Consider the following 24,512-nt stretch of genomic DNA (forward strand, 5'->3'; position numbering starts at 1 on the left):
TTTCTTTTTGGGGAAGAATGAAGGAATTGGATAGTTCGATGATTTCAGATGACTCTAAGTTTATTTATCACGTGTGATTAATTCATTACCAAGCAATGCACGGATCGATTGTCAATGGGAAAGCTGGGATAGTAAGTATGCAGTTAGTTGAGTAGGAATAAGGTACTCAACTGTGTATTAATGAACATTAGTTAACTGGAGATTTATAAGTTTTAAAGGAATGTAGGTGATCATCTAAAGAGGGCATAAAAAAAGAAAAAAATGATGTTAGTTGAAGAATGTTTCAGCTAGGTGTTAAGTATATTTAAGTCAGTAGAGGAAAATAAAAAGCAGTTTGACGAGATCATATCGCTCGATTAACTATAAAAGTATAAGGGAACAGATTTCGTTGATGAAACAGCCAATGGAGTCGTTCTAGAACCATTTGCTGATGATTGTTTCAGCATGTATGAGCATATATCTGGTCTTGATCAATAATCCAAGATATGATGGCCATGCGACCAATGTAAGAAATTATATTGGTCTAAATAATTTGAATGTCACATAGAGTAAAACACTTTCGACTGGTGCAGTAATTGATTTTATTGGCAGAGAAACAGGTTTTGGAGTGTTTTTCATTTATGGGAATTATACTTTTTTAAAGATTGTTAGAGCCTAGCAGCTTGAATATGTTCAGGCAAAGAGCATGGAATTAGTGAGCGATACTATTTCATTCCAACAGGCTCGGCAACAAGTGATAGTAAGTCAAATGGATCTGATTATACGAGATATTGGTCGAGATAAGAGAGACCTTTGTTTGCAGACCAAGAAGGGCTTTATGATTTTAACAGCAAATTAGAGGATACAACAAAAAATATTTCGCATACAGGAATTAAAAATTCCCTTTAAAATGAAGTACCCATTATTCATGAATAAGGGCTAGTGTTGGTGAAAGGCGACTGCTTTCACCAACACTATTTTCTTTAGCAAAAGTACAGAAAAATTCAATAATAGTAAAAATTAATCGTCAATTTGAAGAAGAAGCTGCATAAGAGTCGCCATAAAGCCTATTTTGTATGAGAAAAAAAGCTCTTCCTTTCTTTATTCAAGAGTATCACAGAGCTGTATACAATGATCCGCTCTTATTATCTTTAAAAGGTGTAGTCTGCATCAACAAATTTGATAATCAGTTGACCTTGGAAAACAGCTATTTCTGTGGAGCAACCCAGACGTTAAGTTTAGCTTTCACCAGCTGCTGCATAAAAGGCAAAGCTGCGGATAGAAGTGTCAAGGATGGTTACACATGCGAATAATAGTTTTAGCAAGTGAATGATAGAGTATATGAAGCATGGTGTAGTAAATCAACTTTAAAAAATTAGAACGATTTATTTTTTCTGGAGGGTAACAATGGAGAACGAACTTTTTAATTTACTAGAAACTAAAAACCAGATGATCTACCAGATAATACATTTGTCTAGATGTGAGAATGAGTGGTTAGAAGTTCAAAAAATATCTAATGAATTATCATTAAATGAGCGGAGTATCCAAAGATACATTCATTACCTAGAAGAGGTGGTGAATGAATTCAATGTTTCAAGTAAAAATTCTGTAGAACTTACTTATAGCAAATTCAAAGGATTGAGGATAGAGAGCGATCCAGGAACGATAAATGATCTAAAAACGTTTATTATCAGTTCTGATGTAACGATAAAATTACTTCTCGACATGTGCTTAATTAAAACAAAGCCGAGCAGACAGTACTCTGAGGAAAATTATATAAGTATCTATTCAATAAGGAAATCCTTAGATAAATTCGAATTGCTGTTAAATAAATTCAATTTATCAATAAACCGATTGGATTTGTCCTTTAGCGGCGAAGAAAAGAATATTAGGATATTCACATACATAGTCTTGTGGACTATTTACAAAAATGACAAGTGGCCTTTTTCATATATATCTGAAGAGAAAATTTTACGATCTGTCGATATTTGTTTTGAAGGTATCGGATTTCAAGCGACAAAAGTACATAGAAAGCAAATGTTATTTATGTATGCCGTGTGCTTGATGAGAAACAAGAAAAAAAAATATATAGAGACTCACGAAAATTGGGGTGAGTACGTCAATATTGATGTTTTGAAAAAAGATGCATTCATCATTCATGAGATTGACAATTATCAAGTATATAACGAGAATGAGCTTTACTTTATTCTGTTAGTGGTAGAATTGCAATACAGGATGTTCAAATCTGATTCAATGAAAAAAAGAATTTTGTTATTTCATAAAGAGAAGCAAACAGATGTATTCAGATTAACTGAAGAGGTCATGAAAAGCTTTCAAGAACAATTCTTTGAAATTCCAGAAGAAAGAAAAGATGTATTTTTTACTTACTGTTTTTGTGCACATTTGTACTGTAAAATATTTCCTGGAGTTGAGTTTGATATTAATGGTCATAACATTGAAAATGTGAAATATTTTTCAGAAAATTTAATTTTCCATTTGAAAAACTTTATTGGGAATTTAGATTTTCAAACCGATATTCTTCAAGAAAAAGTATTTTTATCTAAAACATATGCCTCAATCTTCTCTTATTTCAAGAGTCCAAACAGCTACGATCCACGGATAATAATAGGAATCGATTCTGAGTTTCCATTTTTAGTACGTGAGAATCTAAAAGCTAACTTAAAAAGGAAATTTGATCATTCGTTCAACCTTTTAGTGGTTGAGTCAGAATCAGGTGGAGAAGATATTTTAATTACCACTATGCCTTCTTTATATGATTCCCACGAGCATGTGTGTACGATTAATTATCCCTTGAATGAAAGAGATTATTCATTTTTAGAAGCAGAGTTAACGAAACTACAAGATAGTTATAATCAAAATACTCTTCGCCAGGCGTTATGAACTAAGCCCTAGTAACAAAAAAGGAGCTATGGCTACAATATATTTTGGATTTTTGAAAAAGAAAGAATGCTGTCCATTGTCATAGTAGAGAATTCATTGTGTAAGTACGGAGATCGATGACAGCAGCATTCAGTCAAATTTCATCAACCCCAAATGTTAGATTTTTGGTCTAACTTTTTGGGGTCGTTTTTTATAGCTTAATAAAGACTATCCACTACGAATTCTTGTGAAAATGCTAGTGGTGCAAAGTGTATTGACTAAGTTGTTTAAGATATTAATTCCTAGGTGGAATTGTTAGTATTGTCTTTTTATACGACATAATCTGGAAAAAAAGATAAAATTGATCATGTAATATTAACTTGTAAAATAAGAGGCAATAGAGAAAGAGGTTTTTTTATGTGTACAAGTGTGAAGATTCAATCAAAGACCGGAGAATTTTTCTGGGGAAGAACAATGGATTTAGATATTCCAATGTTTCCCGATGATTCAGGATTCTACTTACCAAGTGTGATTACTTCGTTACCAAGCAATACGCGAATTGATAGTCAATTGGAAGGCTGGGACAGCAAGTATGCGGTTATCGGAGTAGGAATGAAAGATTCAACTGTGTTGTTCGATGGTATTAATGAACATGGTTTAACCGGAGACTTACAAGTGCTGAAAGAATGTGGTTGGGCATCTAAAGAGAGCATAGCAGAAAAGAAAAAAACACCGATGTTAGCTGAAGAATTTGTTAGTTATGTATTAAGTACCTTTAAGTCAGTAGCAGAAATTAGAGAACAGTTTGATGAGTTCATGTTGCTGGATCAACCTTATGCGTACGGCGGAACAGATTTTCACTTCCCAGTTCACTTTTCTTTTGTTGATGAAACTGGCGATGGGATAGTTCTTGAAACCTTGGAGGATGGTAGTTTTACTATCTTTGACCATATTTCTGTCATGACTAATAGTCCAAGATATGATTACCATACAACAAACATAAGAAATTACATTGGACTAAATAACGTAACTGTCACAGCAAGCAAAACACTTTCTACTGGAGCAGTAATTGATCCTATTGAGGGAGGAACAGGCTATGGAATGTTTGGACTTCCTGGTGATTACACATCACCCTCAAGATTTGTTCGCGCATTCTTCTTATCAAACAATCTAAATGCGTTTAGCAAAGAGCATGGAATCAATGAGTTATACTCCGTTTTTAGAACAGTTTTCATTCCAAAAGGCTTGGAAAGAAATGAAAAGAATCCCAATGTTTCTGATTATACGAGATATTGGTCAGGATATGATATGAGTGAAAGAACAGTTTTTGTACAGACTGGTAAGGGCTTAGCCATTACAACAGCAAAATTAGATGATACAATAGAAAATGTTTCGTACGAAGAAATAAAAATTTCCCTTTAAAATGATGTAACCATTGTTCATGAATCAGGGCTAGTGTTGGTGAAAGGCTACTGCTTTCACCAACACTTATTTTCTTAATCGAAGTACAGAACAGTTCTCTGGATTCGAAAAGCGGGTACTAGCTTTACCAAATGAATGACAGAGCATAGGAAGTTAAGAGAAATAAACCGGTCGTAAAAATCGTTTTTGCAGCGATTGACTTTTTTTGGAGGATACACATGGAGAATGAACTTTTTGATCTATTAGAAACTAAAAATCAGATGATCTATCGAATAATAGATTTATCTAAGCATGAGAATGAGTGGCTAGAGGTTCAAAAAATAGCCAATGAATTATCATTGAACGAACGAAGCATCCAACGGTACATACATTATCTGGAAGAGATCACTGAAGAATTCAATGCTTCTGGTAAAAATACGGTAGAAATAACCTATAGCAAATTCAAGGGGTTGAGGCTAGAAAGCAATTCCGGAACCATAAATGATCTGAAAACATTTATTATCTATTCTGATGAAACAGTCAAACTACTTATCGAAATGTGCCTAATTAAAACAAAAACCACTAAACAATATTCTGAAGAAAATTTCATCAGTATGTATTCAGTAAAAAAATCGTTAGATAAAATTTCATTGCTGCTCGCTAAATTTAATTTATCGATAAACCGGTCCAACTTATCTTTTTGCGGCGAAGAAAAAAATATTAGAGTATTCACATACATGTTCTTATGGGCTGTTTTCAAAAATGACAGCTGGCCCTTTTCATATATATCTGAAGAGAAAATTTTACAATCCGTCGATATCTTTTTCGAAGAGGCTGGAATTCAAACCACAAAAATACACAAAAAACAGATGCTATTTATGTCTGCTGTATGCTTAATGAGAAATAAGAAAAAATATTTTATCGAGTCTCATGAAAATTGGGATGATTATGTAAATATTGGCGCTTTAAGAAATGAATCATTCATAAGTCAGGAGATCAACAATTACCAAGTATACAATGATAATGAGATCTACTTTATTCTATTGGTGGTACAAATGCAATACAGAATGTTTAAATCCGATACCATAAAAGAAAGAATTTTATTGTTCCATGAAAAGAAGCAAACCGATGTTTACAGATTGACTGAAGTAGTCATGAAGAATTTTCAAGAAGAATTCTTCGAAATACCGGAAGAAAGAAAAGACGTATTTTTTACCTACTGCTTCTGTGCACACCTGTACTGCAAAGTATTTCCTGGAATTGAGTTTGATATTAACGGTCAAAATATTAAAAATGGAAAAAACTTTTCGGACAATTTAATTTTCCGATTGGAAAACTTTATTGAAGCGATTGATTTTCAAACCGATATTCTCCAAGAGAAAGTCTTTTTATCTAAAATATATGCTGCAATCTTCTCTCATTTCAAAAGCCCAAATAGCTATGATCCACGGATAATAATAGGGATCGATTCTGAATTCCCATTTTTAGTACGAGAAAATCTGAAAGTCAATCTAAAAAGGAAATTTAGTGACACGTTTAACCTGTCAGTAGTGGAGTCAGAATCAGGTGTAGAAGATATTCTAGTTACCACCATGCCTTCTTTATATGATTCACGCGAGCATGTGTGTACTATTGACTATCCTCTGAAGGAAAGGGACTATTTATTCTTAGAAGCAGAGTTAAACAAACTACAGGATAGTTTGAATGAACATTCTGTTCAACAGTTGTCATAATCAGGCTTCGGTAAGGTATAAAGAACTGTAGTATGCAACCTATTTTCTGCGTAATTAGAAATAGTGGGGCTATACGACAAGTAGCGACTAATTTTCGTCGATAAGAGACACTTTTAGTAAATCAGTTTACTAAAGAAATGAGAGACTTTTTTAGCTGAACGTCAGTAATTGATTGAATTACTGACTTTATCTTAAAGTAAAGGATATCGGGTTTCTGAGAACAAAATCGGTATAGAAATGATTCTGTACTTAAGAAGATCGATGAATAGACGGAATAACATAGAAACGGCATGCAGACAATTGCATGCTTTTTTTCATGTCTTCACATCTAGCTTTTTGCTTAGATCTATTCGGTAGTAGAATTAATTGGCTAAATAGTATTACTGCGGATAGTGCAAAAAGGGGAAGGGTCGTCTAAACTTTTAATGAATTCTCTCGTTCATTTAGCAGCATAATCAAGCAAATTATATTTTAGATTTTCAAATTTTTACTTATCAGAAAAATGTCGTCTAACAGGACAGAGTTCAATCAATAATCAAATTTGAATCGCTTATACTCAGTATTACAACGACTTAATGATTTGGACTTTTGATCAAAGACGATGATTTAATGAAAAGAGGAGAAATTCTAGAATGACGAATAAACAAACAAAGCTTGTATTTATGACGCTATTGTTAGGAACTTTTGCGATGTTCCTAAATCAAACATTATTGACGACAGCCTATCCATCGTTAATGAAAGATTTATCTGTTTCCACGGATTATGTACAATGGTTAACAACTGGTTTTTTACTAGTTACAGCGGTGGTTATTCCGTTATCTGGCTGGCTAATGCACCAGGTAAATACTAAATATTTATATATTGCTTCGCAAATTATCTTTTTAATCGGTACTAGCCTTTGCTATGCAGCTAGTTCTTTTTCTCAGTTACTTTTTGGTCGAGTGATTCAAGCAATTGGTGTTGGAATCGCAATGCCGCTTTTTCAAACAGTGTTACTTTATTTATCACCAAAGAATGAACGTGGCGCTATTATGGGGATTGCTGGTATTGTTATTGGTTTGGCACCAGCAATTGGACCATCTCTGTCTGGTTTCATATTAACAATGTATAATTGGCATGTTCTCTTTTTGATGCTAATTCCAATTATTGTCGTCGTTTTATTTTTGACATTTTTTTTCATGCGGCCAGTCTTACCCATTGAAAAAACAAAACTTGATAGTTTCTCGGTTATTGAATCTAGTTTAGGTTTAGGATTATTGCTTTATGGGTTGTCACTAATTTCAGCTAAGCATGCGAATAAATGGCTTTTAATGGTCAGTATTGTATTAGGCTGTGTCTTTATCTATCGTTTTGTTCTTAGACAGAAAAAATTATCGAATCCATTTTTAAGTTTAGAGCCATTTAAACAAAAAGACTACTTAATATCTTGTATTTTGTTGGCTATCGCAAATATGGCCATGATTAGTTTTGAAATGGTTATTCCAATGTACATCCAAAATATTCGCAATATGTCTCCTTTTGAATCGGGTCTTTCTTTATTACCAGGGGCTATAGCACTGGGGATTATGAGTCCAATTAGCGGGAAATTATTCGATAAGTATGGAGCCAGAGGATTGTGTATTGCAGGGATGGCGATCTTAACTGCCTTTACATTTCCATTTGTGTTTATCAAATCGACGACACCAATGGTAATAGTAATTATTTTTTATGCCTTTAGATTGCTTGGAATTTCGATGGTATTGATGCCGCTGACCACCTTTGGGATGAATGCTTTACCAAATTCTGAACTCCGTGATGCTTCAGTGATCAACAAAACAACGAAACAAATTGCTAGTTCCTTGGGGACTGCTATTATGATCAGCGTGATGACAATGGTGACGAATACATCAAATAGCCCACAAACACTATTGAAGGGGTATCATGGGTCATTTTATGTAGCTACTTTCTTTTGTCTAGTTGCATTGGTTATTTCTTTTAAAATACCTAAAAAGACAGTTTAAAAAAAATCCTGTAATGTCCTTTTGGATACAGTAGTTGTTCTGAATCATCGCTGCCTTATGACTGGATAAACCGGTGAAAAACCATTTAAATAGTTTTCTAAACCAGAAGAAGTGAAAGTTTTTTAGTTGTTAAAATTCTCAACTATTGAACTTTCACGGTTTAGAGGATCAACACCACAGTTTTTTAACGAATCTTTTTTTCTCCCACGCAGTCAACTGCGTGTTTTTTTTATCCTAAAGTTCCTATGTTTCCTCTAACGAGAACAATCGCCTAATTCTATTCAATCCTCCTCCATCAAAATACCCACTATATACGTTTGTAAAATCCCTCCCTCTTTCGATCTATCTTCGGAACCTTTCTAAGGATAAGTGCTGGTACTTATCGTTTATTGTACTCAACCCCCTCATTAAAAAAATCTATTGCGGCAAAGAATACTTTTGAGAACGTTTTCGTGTCATCATGTCCATAACTGTCTCTTTTTGCGACAAGAATTGAAGATTTCCATGAATAAAAGACGTTTAGGATATAAGTGTTAACAGATTATTTTGAGAGGAGATTTACAATTGAACGAACGAAAAAAGATGTCTAATTTTGCTTTTTTTTCTATGACCGCATCTCTTTTTATCACAGTATACGAATATCCCACGTTTGCTGCATCAGGTAAAGCGTTAATTTTTTTCTTACTGCTTTGTGGAATCGGCTGGTTTCTTCCAGTTGCGTTGTGTTCTGCGGAAATGGCTACAATTGAGGGATATCAAGAAGGTGGAATCTACAGCTGGGTGGGCAAACCTTTAGGTGAAAAGTTTGGTTTTGCTGCATTATTTTTCCAATGGTTTCAGGTGACAGTCGGATTTGTGACGATGATTTATTTTATCGTAGGAACCCTGTCCTATGTTTTAGAAATACCAGCAATGAATAATGATCCATTGTTCAAATTCTTGTCAGTAATAGGAATTTTTTGGATTGTAACCCTTCTGCAACTAAAAGGAACAGAGACTACCGCTAAAATAGCTAAGTATGGTTTTAGCATCGGTATTGTTCTTCCGGTTATTGCCCTATTTTATTTAACAGTTCGATATTTTTTAGCTGGTCATCCTGTTTCTCACGAGTTTTCAACTTCTTCATTTTTGCCAACGGGGAAAAACATCGGGGATTTGACTTCTTTTGTTTTAGCTTACATGGGAGTTGAAGCATCAGCTACGCATTTTTCAGAATTAAAGGATGCAAAAAGAAATTACCCCAAATTGCTAATGTTATTAGTTGTCGTCGGTATAGTGATGAGCACAATTGGTGGCAGCGTCGTTTCTACCGTGCTCAATGGAAAAATTTCTTCCAATAAAGGTGTGATGGATACAGCGAATCAATTAATCTCACCAGGACATATTGGTTTTGGTGTTAAATTAATCGGCTTTCTTATTTCCTTCGGTATTCTAGCACAGGTAAGTTCATGGATCGTTAGTCCTACGGAAGGGCTTCAATTTGCAGCAGCAAAGAAATTATTACCAGAGAAATTGGCTCGCAAAAATGACAACGATGTTCCTGTTCGGATTCTAATGATTCAAGGAATAATTGTCACGATCTGGGCAGCGGTATTAACTTTTGGATCAGGAGGATCTGGTGGCAATGTAGGTTTCCAAACGGCGATTTCTCTAACGGTTCTAATTTATTTAAGTGCCTATATTCTGTTGTTTGTATCGTATTTTGTCATTTTGAAGAAACATCAGGAGGCCAAAAGAGATTTTCAGATTCCAGGAGGATTGTTAGCTAAACGTGTGATTGCAGGGACGGGTCTATTGATTTCAATTGGAGCAGTCTGTACAGCATTCATTGTACCATCAACTATCCCTCACGATCAGAGTCATGCGTACTTGATTAGTCTCATCGTGGGCTTTCTGATTACCTTGACAATTCCATTTGTATTTTATCGTTTTTATTCATATCCTAATAAGTTGAAACATGAAAAGGGTCGGGTAGATAAAAATGAAAATGATTAAAAATGAATTCAAGAATTTATTCAAGAATCGGATTTTGTTAATCTCCGTCATTGCTATTACGTTTATTCCTATAATTTATACAGCTGTTTTTGATAAATCGTTATGGAATCCCTATGGCGGAATAAAAAACTTGCCGGTTGCCGTAGTAAATGAAGACAAGGAAGTCGATTTGTTAGGGCAAAAAATCGATGTTGGCGATCAAGTAGTAGCGAACCTAAAGAAAAATAAAGACTTAGACTGGCATTTCGTAACTGAAAAGCAAGCCAACAAAGGCATGAAAGATATGTCGTACTACATGATTGTTACTATCCCTAAAGATTTTTCGGCATCAGCTGCCAGTATTATTAAAGAGAATCCCCATAAAATGAACATTACTTATACAACAAATGATTCATATAACTATATAGGGAAGGAAATTTCTGAAGTAGCAGCTACGGAACTAGAAGGTAAAGTTCGAAATCAGGTCGTAAAATCGTATGTAACTGCGATAGATGGAGTAGCTGACAAGATGATTGGTTCCTTGGAGCAAGCAGCTGGCGGATCTAATCAATTAGCCTCAGGAACCAACGAATTGTTTGCAGGTATTGGTGCATACACTAAAGGTGTAGCACAAGCCGATGCGGGTTCGCAGCAATTATCTAATGGTACGGCTGAACTGGCCTCAGGTGTTGGTCCATTATCCTCAGGGGTCAGCCAACTGAGTCAAGGTTCACAACAATTGAGCGGGGCATTAAACAAATTAGATAATGTGGTAGCAGCGAACCAATCAAAGATTAATGAGATTGATGGCGGTCTGATTACTCTATCAACTGCTGCACAAGAAATGGGCAGCTCTCTGCAAAATTTTGAGAATAATTTGCCGCCTGATATGCGAAATCAGCTGTCTCAGCAACTAGCAATGGCTGAAACACAATTAGTTGAGTTAATTACTAACACGACTGCCTTAAATCAAGCTTCTGTTGACGCCTCACGATTCCAGGAGCAAAGCAATGAAATCGCAGCGAAACTCCAAAATTTGTCAGGCGATGTTTCGTCAGTAGAAGCGGCTATAAATACAGATATTACGAACATTATTCAAAGCAATGCGGAATTATCAGCAGATTTAAAATCGAAGATGATTACTGAGCTAAATAACGCGATTGCTGCTAATCTAACGAAGTTTAAGCAAGACTCAACTGCACGAACAGACGAAATTTCTAGTAATTTAATTGCTTTATCCGATAGCACAGCACTAATTGCGCAACAAGCGAATGCGATGAAGAGTATTGCGTCTGACATGGCTGGCAACGCCCAAAATGTACAAACGGCAATACAAACCGCTAAGCAAGGCAGCCAGCAAATTGAATCAGCGTTAGGAGCTGTTCCAGCCTCAACTAACGCAGTATCAATTGTTGAACAATTGAATGCTATCAGCAGTATGTTAAATACAACAGCCAATGACATTCCATTAGCTGTTTCAGGAGCGCACAAGCTTGCTGCAGGAAGTTCCCAATTAACAACTGGCTTGTCAGAGCTTCAATCAAAAATCCCGACATTGAGCAGTGGGATTAATCAATTGAATTCAGGTTCGTCACAACTAGAAAGTGGTCTAAATGAATTAAATGGCAAGTCGCCTGAATTAATATCTGGCATTTCTCAATTGAAAAATGGTGCTGCCGAATTAGCCAGTGGGTTGGATCAAGGGGTTGATAAAGCGGAGACGGTAAAAATTACCCATAAAACCATCAATCATTTTGTTGATCCGACTGATTTAAAAAATGTTCAGTATAGCAAAGTAAATAACTACGGAGAAGCATTGGCACCCTATATTATGTCTCTTGCTCTGTTTGTCGGTTGTATGTTGTTTAATTTTGTTTACCCAATTAGAAAATCCTCTATGCCTGGAGAATCCAGCAGGGCATGGTGGTTGAGCAAAGTGAGTTTAGGGTTTGTGGTTTCCAGCCTAATGGCAATTATACAAGTGACAATTATGCTGTTGCTGAAGCTGCCTGCATATAACGTATTTGCACTGTATAGTACTGCTCTTGTTACAGCGTGGTCCTATATGTCGATTGTAATGTTTTTGGCGATGACCTTTGATAATCCAGGACGCTTTGTGGCGATGATTCTATTAGTTTTGCAATTGGGTGGAGCTGCCGGAACATTCCCGATTCAAACACAAGGGAAATTTTTCCAAATGATTCATCCTTACTTGCCAATGTCCTATTCTCTCTATGCGTTTAGAAATGCTATAGCTGGCGGTATAAGTAAAGGATTACTAATAAAATGCTATACAATACTAGTTGCTTTGATTGTGGTGTTTGTAACACTTCTACGTATTAGTATGCATTATTTACAAAAGAAACACTTACGCGATGTATCGATACTAAACGACAATCAAAAATTGTTGGAAATAGAAACAATCGACAGTGAACGGCTGTCTCAACAAATAGAAGCAACTAAGAATAAGGAGAATGATCGTGGCTAAATTAACTAAACTATTTAAATCTTATCGCTTTTTACAATTATTAACAGGTGCTGTCTATATATGTATGGCTCTCTTGGCCATGAAATATACCGAAGATACAATTGTAGAATCGGTTCAAATTTTTGGGATATTTTCATTGATTAAAGGCTTTTTTGAACTATTAAATAGAACCAAAATTAAAGCCAGAACACATCATAATCAATACTCATCGGTTTTCGTGGGTTGCATCGATTTAGTTATTGGTATGATATTGATTGCCAATGCTACATTAAGCTTGAGAGAGCTGTCTGTTCTTTTTGGTATATGGTTTATATGCGACGCCGTTTTATCATTCTTTATGCTAGATTTAGCGATGTCATTATCAAAAGTGTATTATTACCTTTCGATAATTGCTGATTTTGCTGGACTGTGTATTGGGTTGATTTTACTCATTATGGGAAATTCGCTATTTATCAGCGTTCCTTCATTGATCGGTAACTTCTTCTTATTATTTGGTTTGATGAAAATCATTGGTGGCGTGATAAACAAAGATAATTTGCATTCCATATAGATGGTTGTATCAGAGAGTTTTTGATGGATAGTCTTCTGCAAAAATCAATTTAGTTGAAATAACAATGGAATTGAAGTGGAGGCACAATCACAGAAAGGGCAAAAAGAATTTCTTTACCCGAAATGAATACGAGAAACGCTTCACTAAATTAGACTGTGAGAGCTGCTGATTTTTGATCAGGCAGCCTCACAGTTTTTTTAATAGGTGACTATAATTGGGTAAATTTGTCGGAAATTACGACAGTATTTATCAATAACCGGCGCTTAATCTGAGCTATTCTATCCATATAAGGAGGAGAACTATTATGTTAGAAGCGATCACAGTGCCTGTCAGAAGCTTCTCATAGGGAACATTCTCAATTCTAATTTTAAAGAAAGGGGGAGTATTAAGTGTTTCTATTCTTTTTCATTCTTTTTCTGCTTAGCTTTGGAGGGATTCTGTACTTTAATGAAAGAAACCAAAAATACCACAAGATTTCTGTTGTGCTAGCTGCTATTTCTTTCATCGTTTCTTGTGCTCTTTTTCCTACTGACAGATTAATCGAGTACATGTCTACCATTGATGGGCCTCCTACAGAAGAACAACATAATATCTCACCTTTTAAGATATCTCATGGTATTAACAAACACTAGATGCAATGAGTATGTCAATTCTATACGAAAGGAGAATGCCTGGTGACTTTTACCCGAAAGAACTTGAGTTATCGAGTAACTTTAGATACGGAACAAAATGTATTCATTATTTTCGATGAACAGGATGAACGCCGGTTTGCGACTGGTACCACAATTGAAAAAGCAGTAGCGAAACTAGAACAAAATGGATAAGAAAATCCTGCAGGAATAAAGGCAGCTTTACTGACGAAATAGCGTGCTGCTCCTAATCGAAATAAATGAATTGAAAGAAGATGGACACAATAAACACATTACTAGAATATTGGAAAGACATGTTTAAGTGGAATTACACAGCTACCAGAAAGCAATATTGGATTCCTACCATTGTTTACAGTGTGCTATATAATATGCTGTTTTACAGCACAGGAATTGCAGTGACAGGATTTTCGTATATTGAGTTTTCAAATTTTAACCCAATCGTTGTGACAGTAGGAGCTCTATTGTTCATAGCACAATTTACCTTAACGGCTAGACGACTGCATGATACCAATCGATCTGCGGCCTGGGTACTGATCGGTTTGATCCCAGTAATTGGATGGATTGGTTTAATTATCCTGCTTTGTCAACCAACAAAATCATATAAAAGAAATGAATTTTCGGAATATATGAATCAATCTATGCGTTAAAAAGAAGTCTTACTGTATATCTTGTACAGCTACAATAAAAAAGAAGAAAAGGACTGATAGTAATGTATTATTCAAATGGAAATTATGAAGCATTTGCTCGACCTGTAAAACCCGCTCGCTCTGAAAGTGTCTCAGCCTATTTAGTTGGTTCCGGCTTAGCTTCGCTTGCATCTGCAGCATTCTTAATTAGGGACGGACGTGTTCCAGGAGAAAAAATCCATATTTTGGAAGAATTGGCGATCACTGGAGGCTCATTGGACGGTATTTATGAACAAGAATACGGCTACGTCATCCGAGGTGGAAGAGAGATGGAAAGTCATTTTGAATGTCTCTGGGATCTTTATAGATCAATTCCTTCTTTAGAAGTAGAAGATGCTTCCGTTTTAGATGAATTTTATTGGTTAAATAAAGAAGATCCCAATTCTTCTCATTGCCGATTAATTCATAATCGTGGGGAGCAAGTAGATACAGATGGCCAATTAACGCTAAGTGAAGCTTCTGTTAAAGAAATCCTTGCTCTTTGTATGATGAAAGAAGAACAGCTGCAGGACAAAAAAATCACTGATGTATTTACCAAAGAATTTTTTGAATCCAATTTTTGGACATATTGGTGCACGATGTTTGCCTTTGAACAATGGCACTCTGCAATGGAAATGCGTCGTTACTTGATGCGCTTCATCCATCACATTGATGCTCTAGCCGATTTTTCTTCTTTGAAATTCACAAAATATAATCAATATGAATCATTGGTATTGCCGCTATTGTCGTATTTAAAGGCCCAAGGAGTTCATTTCCAATACAATACTAAAGTAGAAAATATTCTTGTGAAAAAAGCCGAAAATGGACATAAATGGGCTGAGGAAATAATCCTAAATGTGGAAGGTGTACCGTCTCGAATCAAACTAACTGAAAATGATTTGGTATTTGTAACCAATGGCTCCATTACAGAAAGCTCTACTTACGGAAACAACGATACTCCAGCACCTGTCTCACACAAATTAGGTGGCAGCTGGAGCTTATGGGAAAAACTTGCTGCACAGGATAGTTCATTTGGAAACCCTAAAAAGTTTTATGAAAATCTTCCAGAATCCAGCTGGTTTGTTTCAGCGACAATTACTACATTAGATAAAAAGATTGCGCCTTATATTGAAAAAATAAGTAAACGCGATCCATATGCTGGAAAAGTAGTAACAGGTGGAATCGTCCATGCAAAAGATTCCAACTGGAAACTTAGCTATACATTAAATCGACAACCTCATTTTAAAAATCAGCCAGAAGATCAGTTAGTTGTTTGGTTTTACGCACTTTTGTCTGACACTGATGGAAACTATATTAAAAAGCCGATTACACAATGTACCGGGAATGAAATTGCCCAAGAATGGTTATTCCATATGGGTGTACCAACAGAACTAATCGAAGAATTGGCTGTTAACTCATGCAACATTGTTCCATGTTACATGCCGTATATTACTTCTTATTTCATGCCGCGAGCAGAAGGTGATCGCCCACTTGTCATTCCAGAGGGATCAAAGAATCTAGCGTTTATCGGTAATTTTGCGGAAACAGAACGAGACACTGTTTTTACCACCGAATATTCCGTGCGAACAGCAATGGAAGCTGTGTATAGCTTCTTAGAGATAGATCGTGGAATTCCAGAAGTCTTTGATTCTTGTTATGATGTTCGCATGCTGCTAAAAGCATCGTATTATTTAAATGACAAGAAAAAATTGTCGGAATTAAATGTGCCTCTAGTAGAAAGACTTTTAGGCAAACATGAATTGAAGAAAATGAAAGGGACCTTTGTTGAAGAGCTGCTGCAGGATTCAGATTTAATTGATTGATGAATGAGCATCAAACTAAAACCAAATGGTCGAAGGCAGTTAAAAGAATTCTTTTTGGCTGTCTTTTTTTGTGAGGCAAAGAATAGATTAAACAATGAATAAACTACTCCGACGAAGCCGAGTCAAAGAAGTCATAAAAGAAAAACTTGGTTTGAAGAGCAGCTCTCTGATACTAAGATAAGCTGAGAGAATTCAAAAGAAGAACCAAAATCGAGCAGAGAGTTCCAGCAAATAAAAGTAAAGAGGAATGTCTAGCCCTGAAAATTTTTGGGACGAATGAAAAGATTAAAAAAAACAGATTATTAGCGGCACTCATCTGAAGTCAGAGCGAGAGATGTCGAAGTAACTTGGCGTATTTTCAGATCAAGAATCTCTAAGAAATAGATGTTGTCGGTATGTACCAAGATTCTCTCTACTAGGCGATAGAATCAAGCCTATCTGTAAATAGAACCGCTTAACCGCCAATCCTGTCGTATAAAAAGACAGAACCTGTTCATCGGGGAGGGTGTTTGAGTAGTAAACTAATTTTTGTAAACAAGAATAAATAAGAAAGGATGGATGGTCGTCATGTGTACAAGTATTTTTATCACAACTAAAGATGATAAACATGTGTTATCTAGAACAATGGATTTTTCATACCCTTTAAATATAGGGCCGATGTATTTTCCGAGAAAGCATAGCTGGTTATCTGATAGTGATCAAGCACAACGAGTAAATACCCTAGGATTTTTAGGAACAGGAAGAGAAACCGGTGGGACTTACTTAGTTAGTGATGGGGTAAATGAACGAGGAATATCAATTGCAGAATTATATTTACCTGGTGAAGCTGTGTATCAATCAAGCGCAAAACCAGGAAAAATTAATCTGTGTCCACAAGAATTCATTATGTGGGTTTTAGGCACCATAGAATCTCTTGAGGAATTAGAGGAGATGCTGCCGTTTGTAAACTTAGTTGGCAAAACAATTCCTGAATTAGGTGTGGTGGTTCCTTTACATTGGATTTTAACCGATACAAAAGGAAGATCCGTTGTGATCGAACCAACAGGATCAGAGCTAAGCTTTAAAGAAAATCCTGTAAATGTGTTAACAAATAGCCCTCAATTGGAATGGCACATCGAAAATTTGAGAAACTATTTGAATGTTCAACCGGAACAATTACCAAAAGTTAAATTTGGGGAATACGAAGCAAGTCCGTTTTCTCAAGGAACTGGAACTTCTGGCTTGCCCGGAGGATACACACCACCAGAAAGATTTGTGAGAGCTGCTTTCTTTAAAGAACATATTGAAGAAGCAGAAAATGAAGAGGAAGCAGTCCGGAATTCTCTGCATATCTTAGGAACAGTCAAAATTCCTAAAGGGATCGTAATAGAAACTACCGGGAGTCCAGATTATTCACAGTTCATAAGTATTTTGTGTAATGAGAGTAGAACGATCTATTATCAAGACTATTCAAGTAACAGTATTACTAAAGTATCGATGACAGATGAGCTGCTGAAGCAAGAAGATATTAAGGAATTTAAGGTTAGCAAAACACTTGAGTACAAGTGATCAATGAAAGATTAGGAGAAACAGTATGAAAAATAATATTCCAGTGTTTGGATCAAAACAAGCACAGGAAAATGTCATTCTAAACAAATTGAACCAAGAACCGTTAGAGCCAGAAATGGCTTATCGATTGATTAAGGATCAATTGATTGATGAAGGCAATGCACGACAAAATATGGCAACATTTTGTCAAACCTATATGGAACCTGAAGCAAATAAATTAATGGCAGAAACCCTTGAAAAAAATGCCATTGACAAGTCAGAGTATCCAAGTACAGCCGCAATAGAAGAAGCTTGTGTCAACATTATTGCCGATTTATGGAATGCACCAAGTATGGAAAATAAGATTGGAACATCCACTGTGGGTTCTAGTGAAGCTTGCATGCTAGGTGGAATGGCCATGAAATTTAGATGGCAAGAAGAAGCAGTAAAAAGAGGCGTAGATATTATTAAGAATAAACCGAACTTGGTAATTTCTTCAGGCTATCAAGTTTGCTGGGAAAAATTCTGCGTCTACTGGGACATCGAACTTAGAACCGTTCCAATGGACGAAGACCAGCTTAGCATCGATGTAGACAAAGTAATGGACTACGTAGACGACTATACAATTGGTATTGTTGGAATTTTAGGAATTACTTACACCGGAAAATATGATGACATTAAAGCTCTAGATGAGAAGGTTGAACAATTTAATCAGGAAACAGGAAGAGAATTAGGAATCCATGTAGACGCAGCGAGTGGTGGAATGTTTGCACCATTTGTTTTTCCAGATTTAGAATGGGATTTCCGATTAAACAATGTTGTTTCAATCAACACTTCAGGCCATAAATATGGCTTGGTTTATCCAGGGATTGGCTGGGTCATTTGGAAAGATCGCAAGTATCTGCCAGAAAAATTAATTTTTAGCGTAAGCTACTTAGGTGGAAGTATCCCAACCATGGCAATTAATTTTTCGCGCAGTGCGAGTCAAATTTTAGGTCAGTACTACAATTTCTATCGTTTCGGCTTTGAGGGCTATAAATCGATTCATTTAAGAACGCAAAAAGTAGCAATGAAGATCGCCCAAGCTATCAAAAAAACGGAGCTGTTTGACATCTATAACGATGGTTCAAACATTCCTATCGTTTGTTACAAATTAAAGGATAATTCGTCGGTGGCTTGGAATTTATATGATCTAGCAGACCGCTTACAAATGAAGGGATGGCAAGTGCCCGCCTATCCATTACCCGAAGATTTAGAAAATATTGTGATTCAACGATTTGTCTGTCGCGGGGACTTTGGAATGAACATGGCAGACGCGTTGATCCAAGACATTAATCGATCTATTTCTGAACTAAATAAAGCAGATGTATCCATGCATGTTCATGAAAAACCACATGTTCAAGGCTTCACTCATTAATCAATAGTAACTATTTTAGATAGGAGAGAATAAATTATGAAAAAAATTGCTTTAATTACCTTTGAGGATAACGCATCGAATTATGAAGCATTATCTCGACTAAAGAGAATTTCTAACGGAAACACGCTTGATATCAAACAAGCAGCTATTATCGAAAAAAACGGAAAAGGAACGGCCTTCTCAATCAAAGATAGTTTGGATTTTGAAAGTGGCAACCGTGTGGCAACCGGTGGTTTAATTGGTGCAATTATCGGTATTTTAGGTGGTCCTTTAGGAGTATTATGCGGCTGGGTTATTGGTGATCTTGCTGGTGTAGGGACCAATTATGTTAAGGCTAAGAAAACGACAACAATTTTTGACAGAGTCAGTGAAAATTTGATGCCTAATTCTTCAGGTCTAATCGTGTACATGAATGAAGATGATGAAGAATTATTAGATGTACTCATTGCGAATGTCTTACATGGACAGATCGAACGTTTCAATTATCAAGAAGTTAAAGAAGATGTTGACGTTGCAAACAAACATTTAGGGGAGGATTAAGAATATGAAATTGAATAAAACATTAGTAATTACGATGATAGGTTTGGGCTCTGCAGCGGCTTTGTTAGGAGCCTGTGGAAAAACTGAGGAACAATCTGGTGACGTTGTCGGCGGTTCAGTCTCTGAAACAGTTATGACCGATGACAGTGGTGATGATATTGTTGTTGGTTCTGAAAGCTTGAAAGATGATGGTTACTTTAAAGATATTGTTACGGATGGAATTGATCCTAGAGTAAAAGACAAAATTTCTTATGCTACAGACTATTCGAATTCGGACTGGGATGGTATCACACTTGATATTACTCATGCCAAATTAGTAACTGTCGACCACTACAAGGACAAAGATGGTAAAAACTTTAAAACATTGTTATCTCTGAAATATAAGATCAAGAATGAAGATTCTTCTGACAAGCACATTACACCTGATAAGGCTGAGATGATTTTGTCGGATGGAACGAAAGTAAAAGCTCAGACTTTTTTTGATACATGGGATGATGAAATTTTGACATCTAATAAACACAAGGATGGCTATATTCATTTCAGAATGGAAGATGAAGAAAAGCTAGAAAATATCAAGGGTGTGGATGTAACCTTCAAGGCTAAAGACGATTCAGGCGAAGAAGTCTCTCACACTTACAAAATTGATTTTCCGTTAGATGCAGAAGAATAAATCTTAGATTCTCTCGGAGCCCAGGAGTGACAGAATCAAAAAGTAGTTAACGTTAATTGAACAGATTATTGTTTAACGGAAGTTCAAAAAAAGGAAAGATGTACTGCTTGCGTTTTGAATAAGGTTGAAAGAGCGGTATACATTAAATAAGCAAAGCACCTTAACGTAAAAATTTAGACGTTGGGGTGCTGTTTGCTTAAATTAAACACAATTCTGAAAAGAGAAGAAAAGTTTCTTTTGTCTTGCCTTAGTATACTTTTATTATGCTCTCTTTGATTTTGTTTGCAGTTCTCTCTTTTAAGCTATCAAATTCTCCGCTAAAAGTAGCTATTCCAATAACGAGATCAACGGCTTCATTAGTCTCTAGTTTTAAAGTGTATCCATTAATTTTTAAAAATACGATAGCAGCCATCAAACCAGTGCGTTTATTTGCATTACCAAAAGGATGCTTTTTTATGAGTTGGATCATTAATAGTGCCGCCTTTTCGTGAATTGTCGGATAAGCTTTTTCACCAAAAACGGTAGATTGAACGAGGTTGACGGCCATTTCTAAAGCACCTCGATCATTTACTATGATCGGCTCTGCTGGTGAGTACGTTTTTATTTGAATGACATTCATCTTGATGAGTTGTTCTACAGATAAATACTTAATCATTTATCTACCAGGGATTCAAATGCTTCATTGTAATCATTTAAGGCTTGTGCAGTAGCAAAATCAACATCATCTACTTGTTGTGTTTTTTTTGTAATGGCATTTTTCAATTTATCTTCATCTACATAAACTTCATCACCAGCTGATAAGCCGTTTGCTGCAAGAAATTCCTTTGATATAGTTAGAACGACAGAATTTCCGACTTCTCGGATTTTTCTTTCTTTGATTTCCATAAATAGAACTCCTTTTACAAATAATAGGAAGAGAGAAGAGATTCGATAGAGTATCCCCAATCTTGTATATACAGTATATACCGGATATACGTATTCAACAAGATACTACATTTTTTTAAGTGAGCTATAATAATCTGGAAAATTCATATGTTTATAAATCGTTTACTAATAAGATCTAAAAATTTCCACGCAGATATTAAATACTGGCGTAGTGATAGCGTATCTGTTACTTAGCATTCTTTTTAAAGCCAATTAATTGATAAACATCAGGCAGGTCGTTTTCGCTATAAATGTCGATTTTAAGTGTGGTCATATTACGAGCACTGGCTGGAGTATTTGAGAACATTTTTCTTAAATCATCGGCAATATCAAGTTCCAAAACACCCGAAAGGTTTCTTTCATTGAAATGAAAAGCTGCCGTAAAATGACCGTCTCGCGGTTCCCCCCAGAATAGGGTTTTCTTCTTTCTAGTGACCTTGGCAAGCCAACCACCATCTTTATAAAACCGCCACTCCAGATCGGCCTCAAAATCAGGTAATTTTTCTAATAGTTTCTTATACGCCGAAAAACTATTTCCTAAAATCCTGTTTAAATTTTCATCAACCGGCTCTGAATTTCTATCTTTCTTGAAATCTATCATAGTATGATTTCCTCACTTTTCTTCGATTTTTCGATTGGCAACCAGTATTCAAGAATGGCTCCCGTTGTACCAGCGTTTGCATGAACTGAAATATCAGGACCATTGTCATATTCGTATCCGCTTGTTGGCAGCCACTCTGAAATCACACGTTTCCCCAACTCCTGTGTTTCCTCAATTGTTTTCCCCTCATATGAAAAAATGGCCCAAGTATAGGGATCAACTATATATTCCTTTAAGGACTCCTCTGTGATAGGTGCATCAGTTTCAACCGAAATCCAGTAGTGCCAGCTTTCAGCATGTTCATCTGGTAGCATCACTTCAAGTAATCCCGAGGACTCTTTTCCCATTAAACTTTTTAATTTTTGGATTGTACCATTATTCTCAGCAAGTTTCCAAATTAGCTCAACTGGCTCGGTCATACTTGCAAAATCACCAAAAAGTGGGATAGAGATACCCACAACACGAAAAGATTGTTTAACCTCAATTCTAAAATCAAGACTCTCTGCACCCTTTATTACCATTTGAAAGCTAATCGGTGAATACGATTTTACCGGCACACCATCCAATTTGGCAAGTGAAGGGGGTATGCCATGCACACGTTGAAATGCGCGATTAAATGCAGTAGGTGAGTGATACCCATATTTTAGTGCCACATCGATAACTTTCATGTCTTTGCTTTTTAAATCAACTACTGCCAACGTCATTCTCCTGCGACGAATATATTCGGATAAGGGAATCCCTGTCATATAAGCAAACATTCTCTGAAAATGATAAGCAGAACAGTCTGCTACTTTAGCAATATCTTCAGTATTCAACGTAGTTGTAATATGCTGTTCAATGTATATAATTGCTGCATTCATTTTTTCTATCCAATCCATTTCCACTCTCCTCGATAGTAGTTATATAGTTTATTATACGGGACTAGAAAAGTTTCGTCCTCTCTTCTAACGTAGTAATTAGAGAGCAAAGACATCCTCGTAAGTATTGCTTTTCCATTATCATTCGCTTCTATCAAAATTTCCTTATAGGAAAAAGGCAAAACTTGATTTAGTACCTAAGAATATCTTTGAGTATAGGATGTGACATGATAGAAAAATAGTTGACATAACTGGTAAATTATCCTCACCACCTTGGATGGAAGAACGATCTTCGTATAAAAATCTGAGTGGAACATTTAAAAAAAGTAGTAGTAAGAAATTAGAGAAATACAATTATGTGTATAAAAGGTGTATAATAGGTGTATCAAAGATGTTAGTAGTTACTTTAAATGGAGAGGGGATTGAAATGAAGATGAAAGAAAGATTAAATATCAATCTAGATAAAGAACTAAAAGAAGAAACGGCAAAGGTTCTTAACGAATTAGGTTTAGATTACACTACGGCTATTACGATGTATTTTAAGCAAATCGTAAATAAGAAAAAAATTCCTTTCGAAATATCCACGAAGAAATATTACTCAGTTGAAGAAGTATTTGGTGAAAGCTGGAGAGACAAAGTAGCGGAGCTTGAAGATGAATGGGAATAACTATGAACTCAAACTGACTGAGCTATCTATGAGGGGTTTATCAAAACTAGATAATAGTCAAAAACAATAAATCTTAAAATCGTTTGCTAAGATTGAACAAAAAGGGATGCATGCTGGACAAAAATTACATGGTAAATTAAGAGATTACCGAAAACTAAAACATAAAAGGCTGGGACTTAGAGTGATCTTCCGGGAAGCCGAAGCAGGAATCGAAATTATTGAAATAGTTGTCATAGGCAAACGAGAAGAAAGTGAAGTCTATGCTATAGTCGAAAAAAGACTTAGAAGATAAAGGTGAACAGATTAGTACGATGAGAAATAATTTCCGCTAAATAGATATAAACCAGTAAACTAATCATTCAAAAAATACTATAGCTTCTCTTTTCTCTACTAGAAGGGGGTTAATCCTATGCATATTTACTATACTCTATCTAATTTTTCTGATGATGGAATTAACATAGAATTTCCTGGATTAGATGGTGCTTTTACTTTCGGATCTGATATGCACGATGCTTTATATATGGCTAAAGACCTATTAGCAGGTTGGCTGATCAACGCAGAAGATGACGGGGAGTCAATCCCTGAACCGTTACAGCCGTTTGAAATTCCAGTTCCAAAGGATGATTTATTGATTCCAATTGAAGTGAATACAGAGATTTATCGACTAAAGTTCGACAATCAAGCAATCAAGAAGACTCTGACCATTCCGCGCTATCTGGATGCACTGGGTAAAGAAGAGAACATAAACTTCTCTTTAGTTCTAACAGAAGCGCTAAAAGAAAAGTTTTGCGTTTAGATGTAATTCATTGTCTATAATAACTATAAAAAAAACGATTTTTAATATCATCTTTGCTATTGGTATACTTGTTGTGAGGTGATGCACTTGGAAAAAAGAAATTCTGCAAAAAGAAGAATATACAGTCAATTATTAGGTAAAAGCCTTATCCTATTAACTGCCGCGACGATCTATTTCTATGTTATAGATCTAAGCAGCTTTATTGAGAATCTTAAGAACTGCTGGATAATTATCCTATTACTACTAATTCTCTATTCTGCCGTAGCCGTAGATCAGTTCATCAGAATCAACTCTTTTCAAAGGAGTCTATGGTTAGGCGATGAGCACTTTAGCGAAGATAAATTAGTCATTTCTATCGTGAATGGTTAAA

At 35.7% G+C, this 24,512-nt stretch carries 22 protein-coding genes; 18 read left to right on the plus strand and 4 right to left on the minus strand.

All coding sequences use genetic code 11. The features are described 5' to 3' along the window. Positions 1–685 precede the first annotated feature (685 nt). From IGI46_RS08920 to IGI46_RS08995, 16 genes are all read left to right on the plus strand, one after another. Positions 686–838 (plus strand): hypothetical protein, encoded by a 153-nt coding sequence (locus tag IGI46_RS08920; RefSeq protein WP_429973258.1) that lies wholly within the window; start codon positions 686–688, stop codon positions 836–838. 217 nt (positions 839–1,055) lie between these two features. Then, positions 1,056–1,292: a hypothetical protein gene (locus IGI46_RS08925; protein WP_429973259.1), complete on the plus strand. Its 237-nt coding sequence runs from the start codon at positions 1,056–1,058 to the stop codon at positions 1,290–1,292. A 94-nt stretch (positions 1,293–1,386) separates the two neighbouring features. Then, complete coding sequence (locus IGI46_RS08930) at positions 1,387–2,880, plus strand: helix-turn-helix domain-containing protein (RefSeq protein ID WP_429973260.1); 1,494 nt, start codon at positions 1,387–1,389, stop codon at positions 2,878–2,880. Positions 2,881–3,276: 396 nt separating this feature from the next. Continuing rightward, positions 3,277–4,281 (plus strand): linear amide C-N hydrolase, encoded by a 1,005-nt coding sequence (locus tag IGI46_RS08935; RefSeq protein ID WP_429973261.1) that lies wholly within the window; start codon positions 3,277–3,279, stop codon positions 4,279–4,281. A gap of 218 nt (positions 4,282–4,499) precedes the next feature. After that, positions 4,500–5,993, plus strand: coding sequence for a helix-turn-helix domain-containing protein (locus IGI46_RS08940; RefSeq protein ID WP_429973262.1), 1,494 nt, complete (start codon positions 4,500–4,502; stop codon positions 5,991–5,993). A gap of 632 nt (positions 5,994–6,625) precedes the next feature. Continuing rightward, the gene (locus IGI46_RS08945; protein ID WP_429973263.1) at positions 6,626–7,993 is read left to right on the plus strand and encodes an MDR family MFS transporter; all 1,368 of its coding nucleotides are present in this window, start codon (positions 6,626–6,628) and stop codon (positions 7,991–7,993) included. 564 nt (positions 7,994–8,557) lie between these two features. Further along, positions 8,558–9,988, plus strand: a complete 1,431-nt coding sequence (locus IGI46_RS08950; protein ID WP_429973264.1) for an amino acid permease — start codon at positions 8,558–8,560, stop codon at positions 9,986–9,988. After that, positions 9,975–12,455 (plus strand): YhgE/Pip family protein, encoded by a 2,481-nt coding sequence (locus IGI46_RS08955; protein WP_429973265.1) that lies wholly within the window; start codon positions 9,975–9,977, stop codon positions 12,453–12,455. Before IGI46_RS08950 ends, IGI46_RS08955 begins: the two co-directional genes overlap by 14 nt. Then, positions 12,448–13,005, plus strand: a complete 558-nt coding sequence (locus IGI46_RS08960) for a DUF308 domain-containing protein (RefSeq protein WP_429973266.1) — start codon at positions 12,448–12,450, stop codon at positions 13,003–13,005. Before IGI46_RS08955 ends, IGI46_RS08960 begins: the two co-directional genes overlap by 8 nt. Positions 13,006–13,679: 674 nt before the next feature. Next, positions 13,680–13,829 (plus strand): hypothetical protein, encoded by a 150-nt coding sequence (locus IGI46_RS08965; protein ID WP_207703609.1) that lies wholly within the window; start codon positions 13,680–13,682, stop codon positions 13,827–13,829. Positions 13,830–13,909: 80 nt separating this feature from the next. After that, entirely contained in the window at positions 13,910–14,302 is a 393-nt protein-coding gene (locus IGI46_RS08970; RefSeq protein WP_207703608.1) for a DUF805 domain-containing protein, read from the plus strand. 62 nt (positions 14,303–14,364) lie between these two features. Continuing rightward, entirely contained in the window at positions 14,365–16,143 is a 1,779-nt protein-coding gene (locus tag IGI46_RS08975; protein ID WP_429973267.1) for an oleate hydratase, read from the plus strand. A 567-nt stretch (positions 16,144–16,710) separates the two neighbouring features. Beyond that, a complete protein-coding gene (locus IGI46_RS08980; protein ID WP_429973268.1) occupies positions 16,711–17,691 on the plus strand; it encodes a choloylglycine hydrolase family protein in 981 nt (326 codons plus the stop codon). Between the two features lie 25 nt (positions 17,692–17,716). Continuing rightward, on the plus strand, positions 17,717–19,087 hold the full coding sequence (locus IGI46_RS08985) for a glutamate decarboxylase (RefSeq protein ID WP_429973269.1): 1,371 nt from the start codon (positions 17,717–17,719) through the stop codon (positions 19,085–19,087). A gap of 36 nt (positions 19,088–19,123) precedes the next feature. Further along, complete coding sequence (locus IGI46_RS08990; protein ID WP_429973270.1) at positions 19,124–19,627, plus strand: hypothetical protein; 504 nt, start codon at positions 19,124–19,126, stop codon at positions 19,625–19,627. A gap of 4 nt (positions 19,628–19,631) precedes the next feature. Continuing rightward, positions 19,632–20,297, plus strand: coding sequence for a hypothetical protein (locus IGI46_RS08995; RefSeq protein WP_429973271.1), 666 nt, complete (start codon positions 19,632–19,634; stop codon positions 20,295–20,297). A gap of 247 nt (positions 20,298–20,544) precedes the next feature. On the opposite strand, the gene IGI46_RS09000 is transcribed toward IGI46_RS08995, so the two are convergent. The 4 genes from IGI46_RS09000 to IGI46_RS09015 all read right to left on the minus strand — a co-directional run bounded on the left by IGI46_RS09000 (position 20,545) and on the right by IGI46_RS09015 (position 22,700). Then, a complete protein-coding gene (locus IGI46_RS09000; RefSeq protein WP_429973272.1) occupies positions 20,545–20,952 on the minus strand; it encodes a type II toxin-antitoxin system death-on-curing family toxin in 408 nt (135 codons plus the stop codon). Beyond that, positions 20,949–21,182, minus strand: coding sequence for an addiction module antitoxin (locus IGI46_RS09005; RefSeq protein WP_429973273.1), 234 nt, complete (start codon positions 21,180–21,182; stop codon positions 20,949–20,951). Before IGI46_RS09005 ends, IGI46_RS09000 begins: the two co-directional genes overlap by 4 nt. Positions 21,183–21,408: 226 nt before the next feature. Beyond that, positions 21,409–21,822, minus strand: coding sequence for a DUF3788 family protein (locus tag IGI46_RS09010; protein ID WP_429973274.1), 414 nt, complete (start codon positions 21,820–21,822; stop codon positions 21,409–21,411). Beyond that, positions 21,819–22,700, minus strand: a complete 882-nt coding sequence (locus IGI46_RS09015; RefSeq protein WP_429973275.1) for an AraC family transcriptional regulator — start codon at positions 22,698–22,700, stop codon at positions 21,819–21,821. The genes IGI46_RS09010 and IGI46_RS09015 overlap by 4 nt, the downstream gene beginning before the upstream one ends. Before the next feature lie 370 nt (positions 22,701–23,070). On the opposite strand from IGI46_RS09015, the gene IGI46_RS09020 reads away from it, so the two are divergent. Both IGI46_RS09020 and IGI46_RS09025 read left to right on the plus strand, forming a co-directional pair. After that, on the plus strand, positions 23,071–23,346 hold the full coding sequence (locus IGI46_RS09020) for a type II toxin-antitoxin system RelB/DinJ family antitoxin (RefSeq protein WP_429973276.1): 276 nt from the start codon (positions 23,071–23,073) through the stop codon (positions 23,344–23,346). A gap of 409 nt (positions 23,347–23,755) precedes the next feature. After that, positions 23,756–24,142, plus strand: coding sequence for a type II toxin-antitoxin system HicB family antitoxin (locus tag IGI46_RS09025; RefSeq protein ID WP_429973277.1), 387 nt, complete (start codon positions 23,756–23,758; stop codon positions 24,140–24,142). Positions 24,143–24,512 lie beyond the last annotated feature (370 nt).

The sequence above is a fragment of the Enterococcus sp. AZ163 genome, assembly GCF_050498925.1.
Taxonomy (GTDB): domain Bacteria; phylum Bacillota; class Bacilli; order Lactobacillales; family Enterococcaceae; genus Enterococcus_A; species Enterococcus_A ferrettii.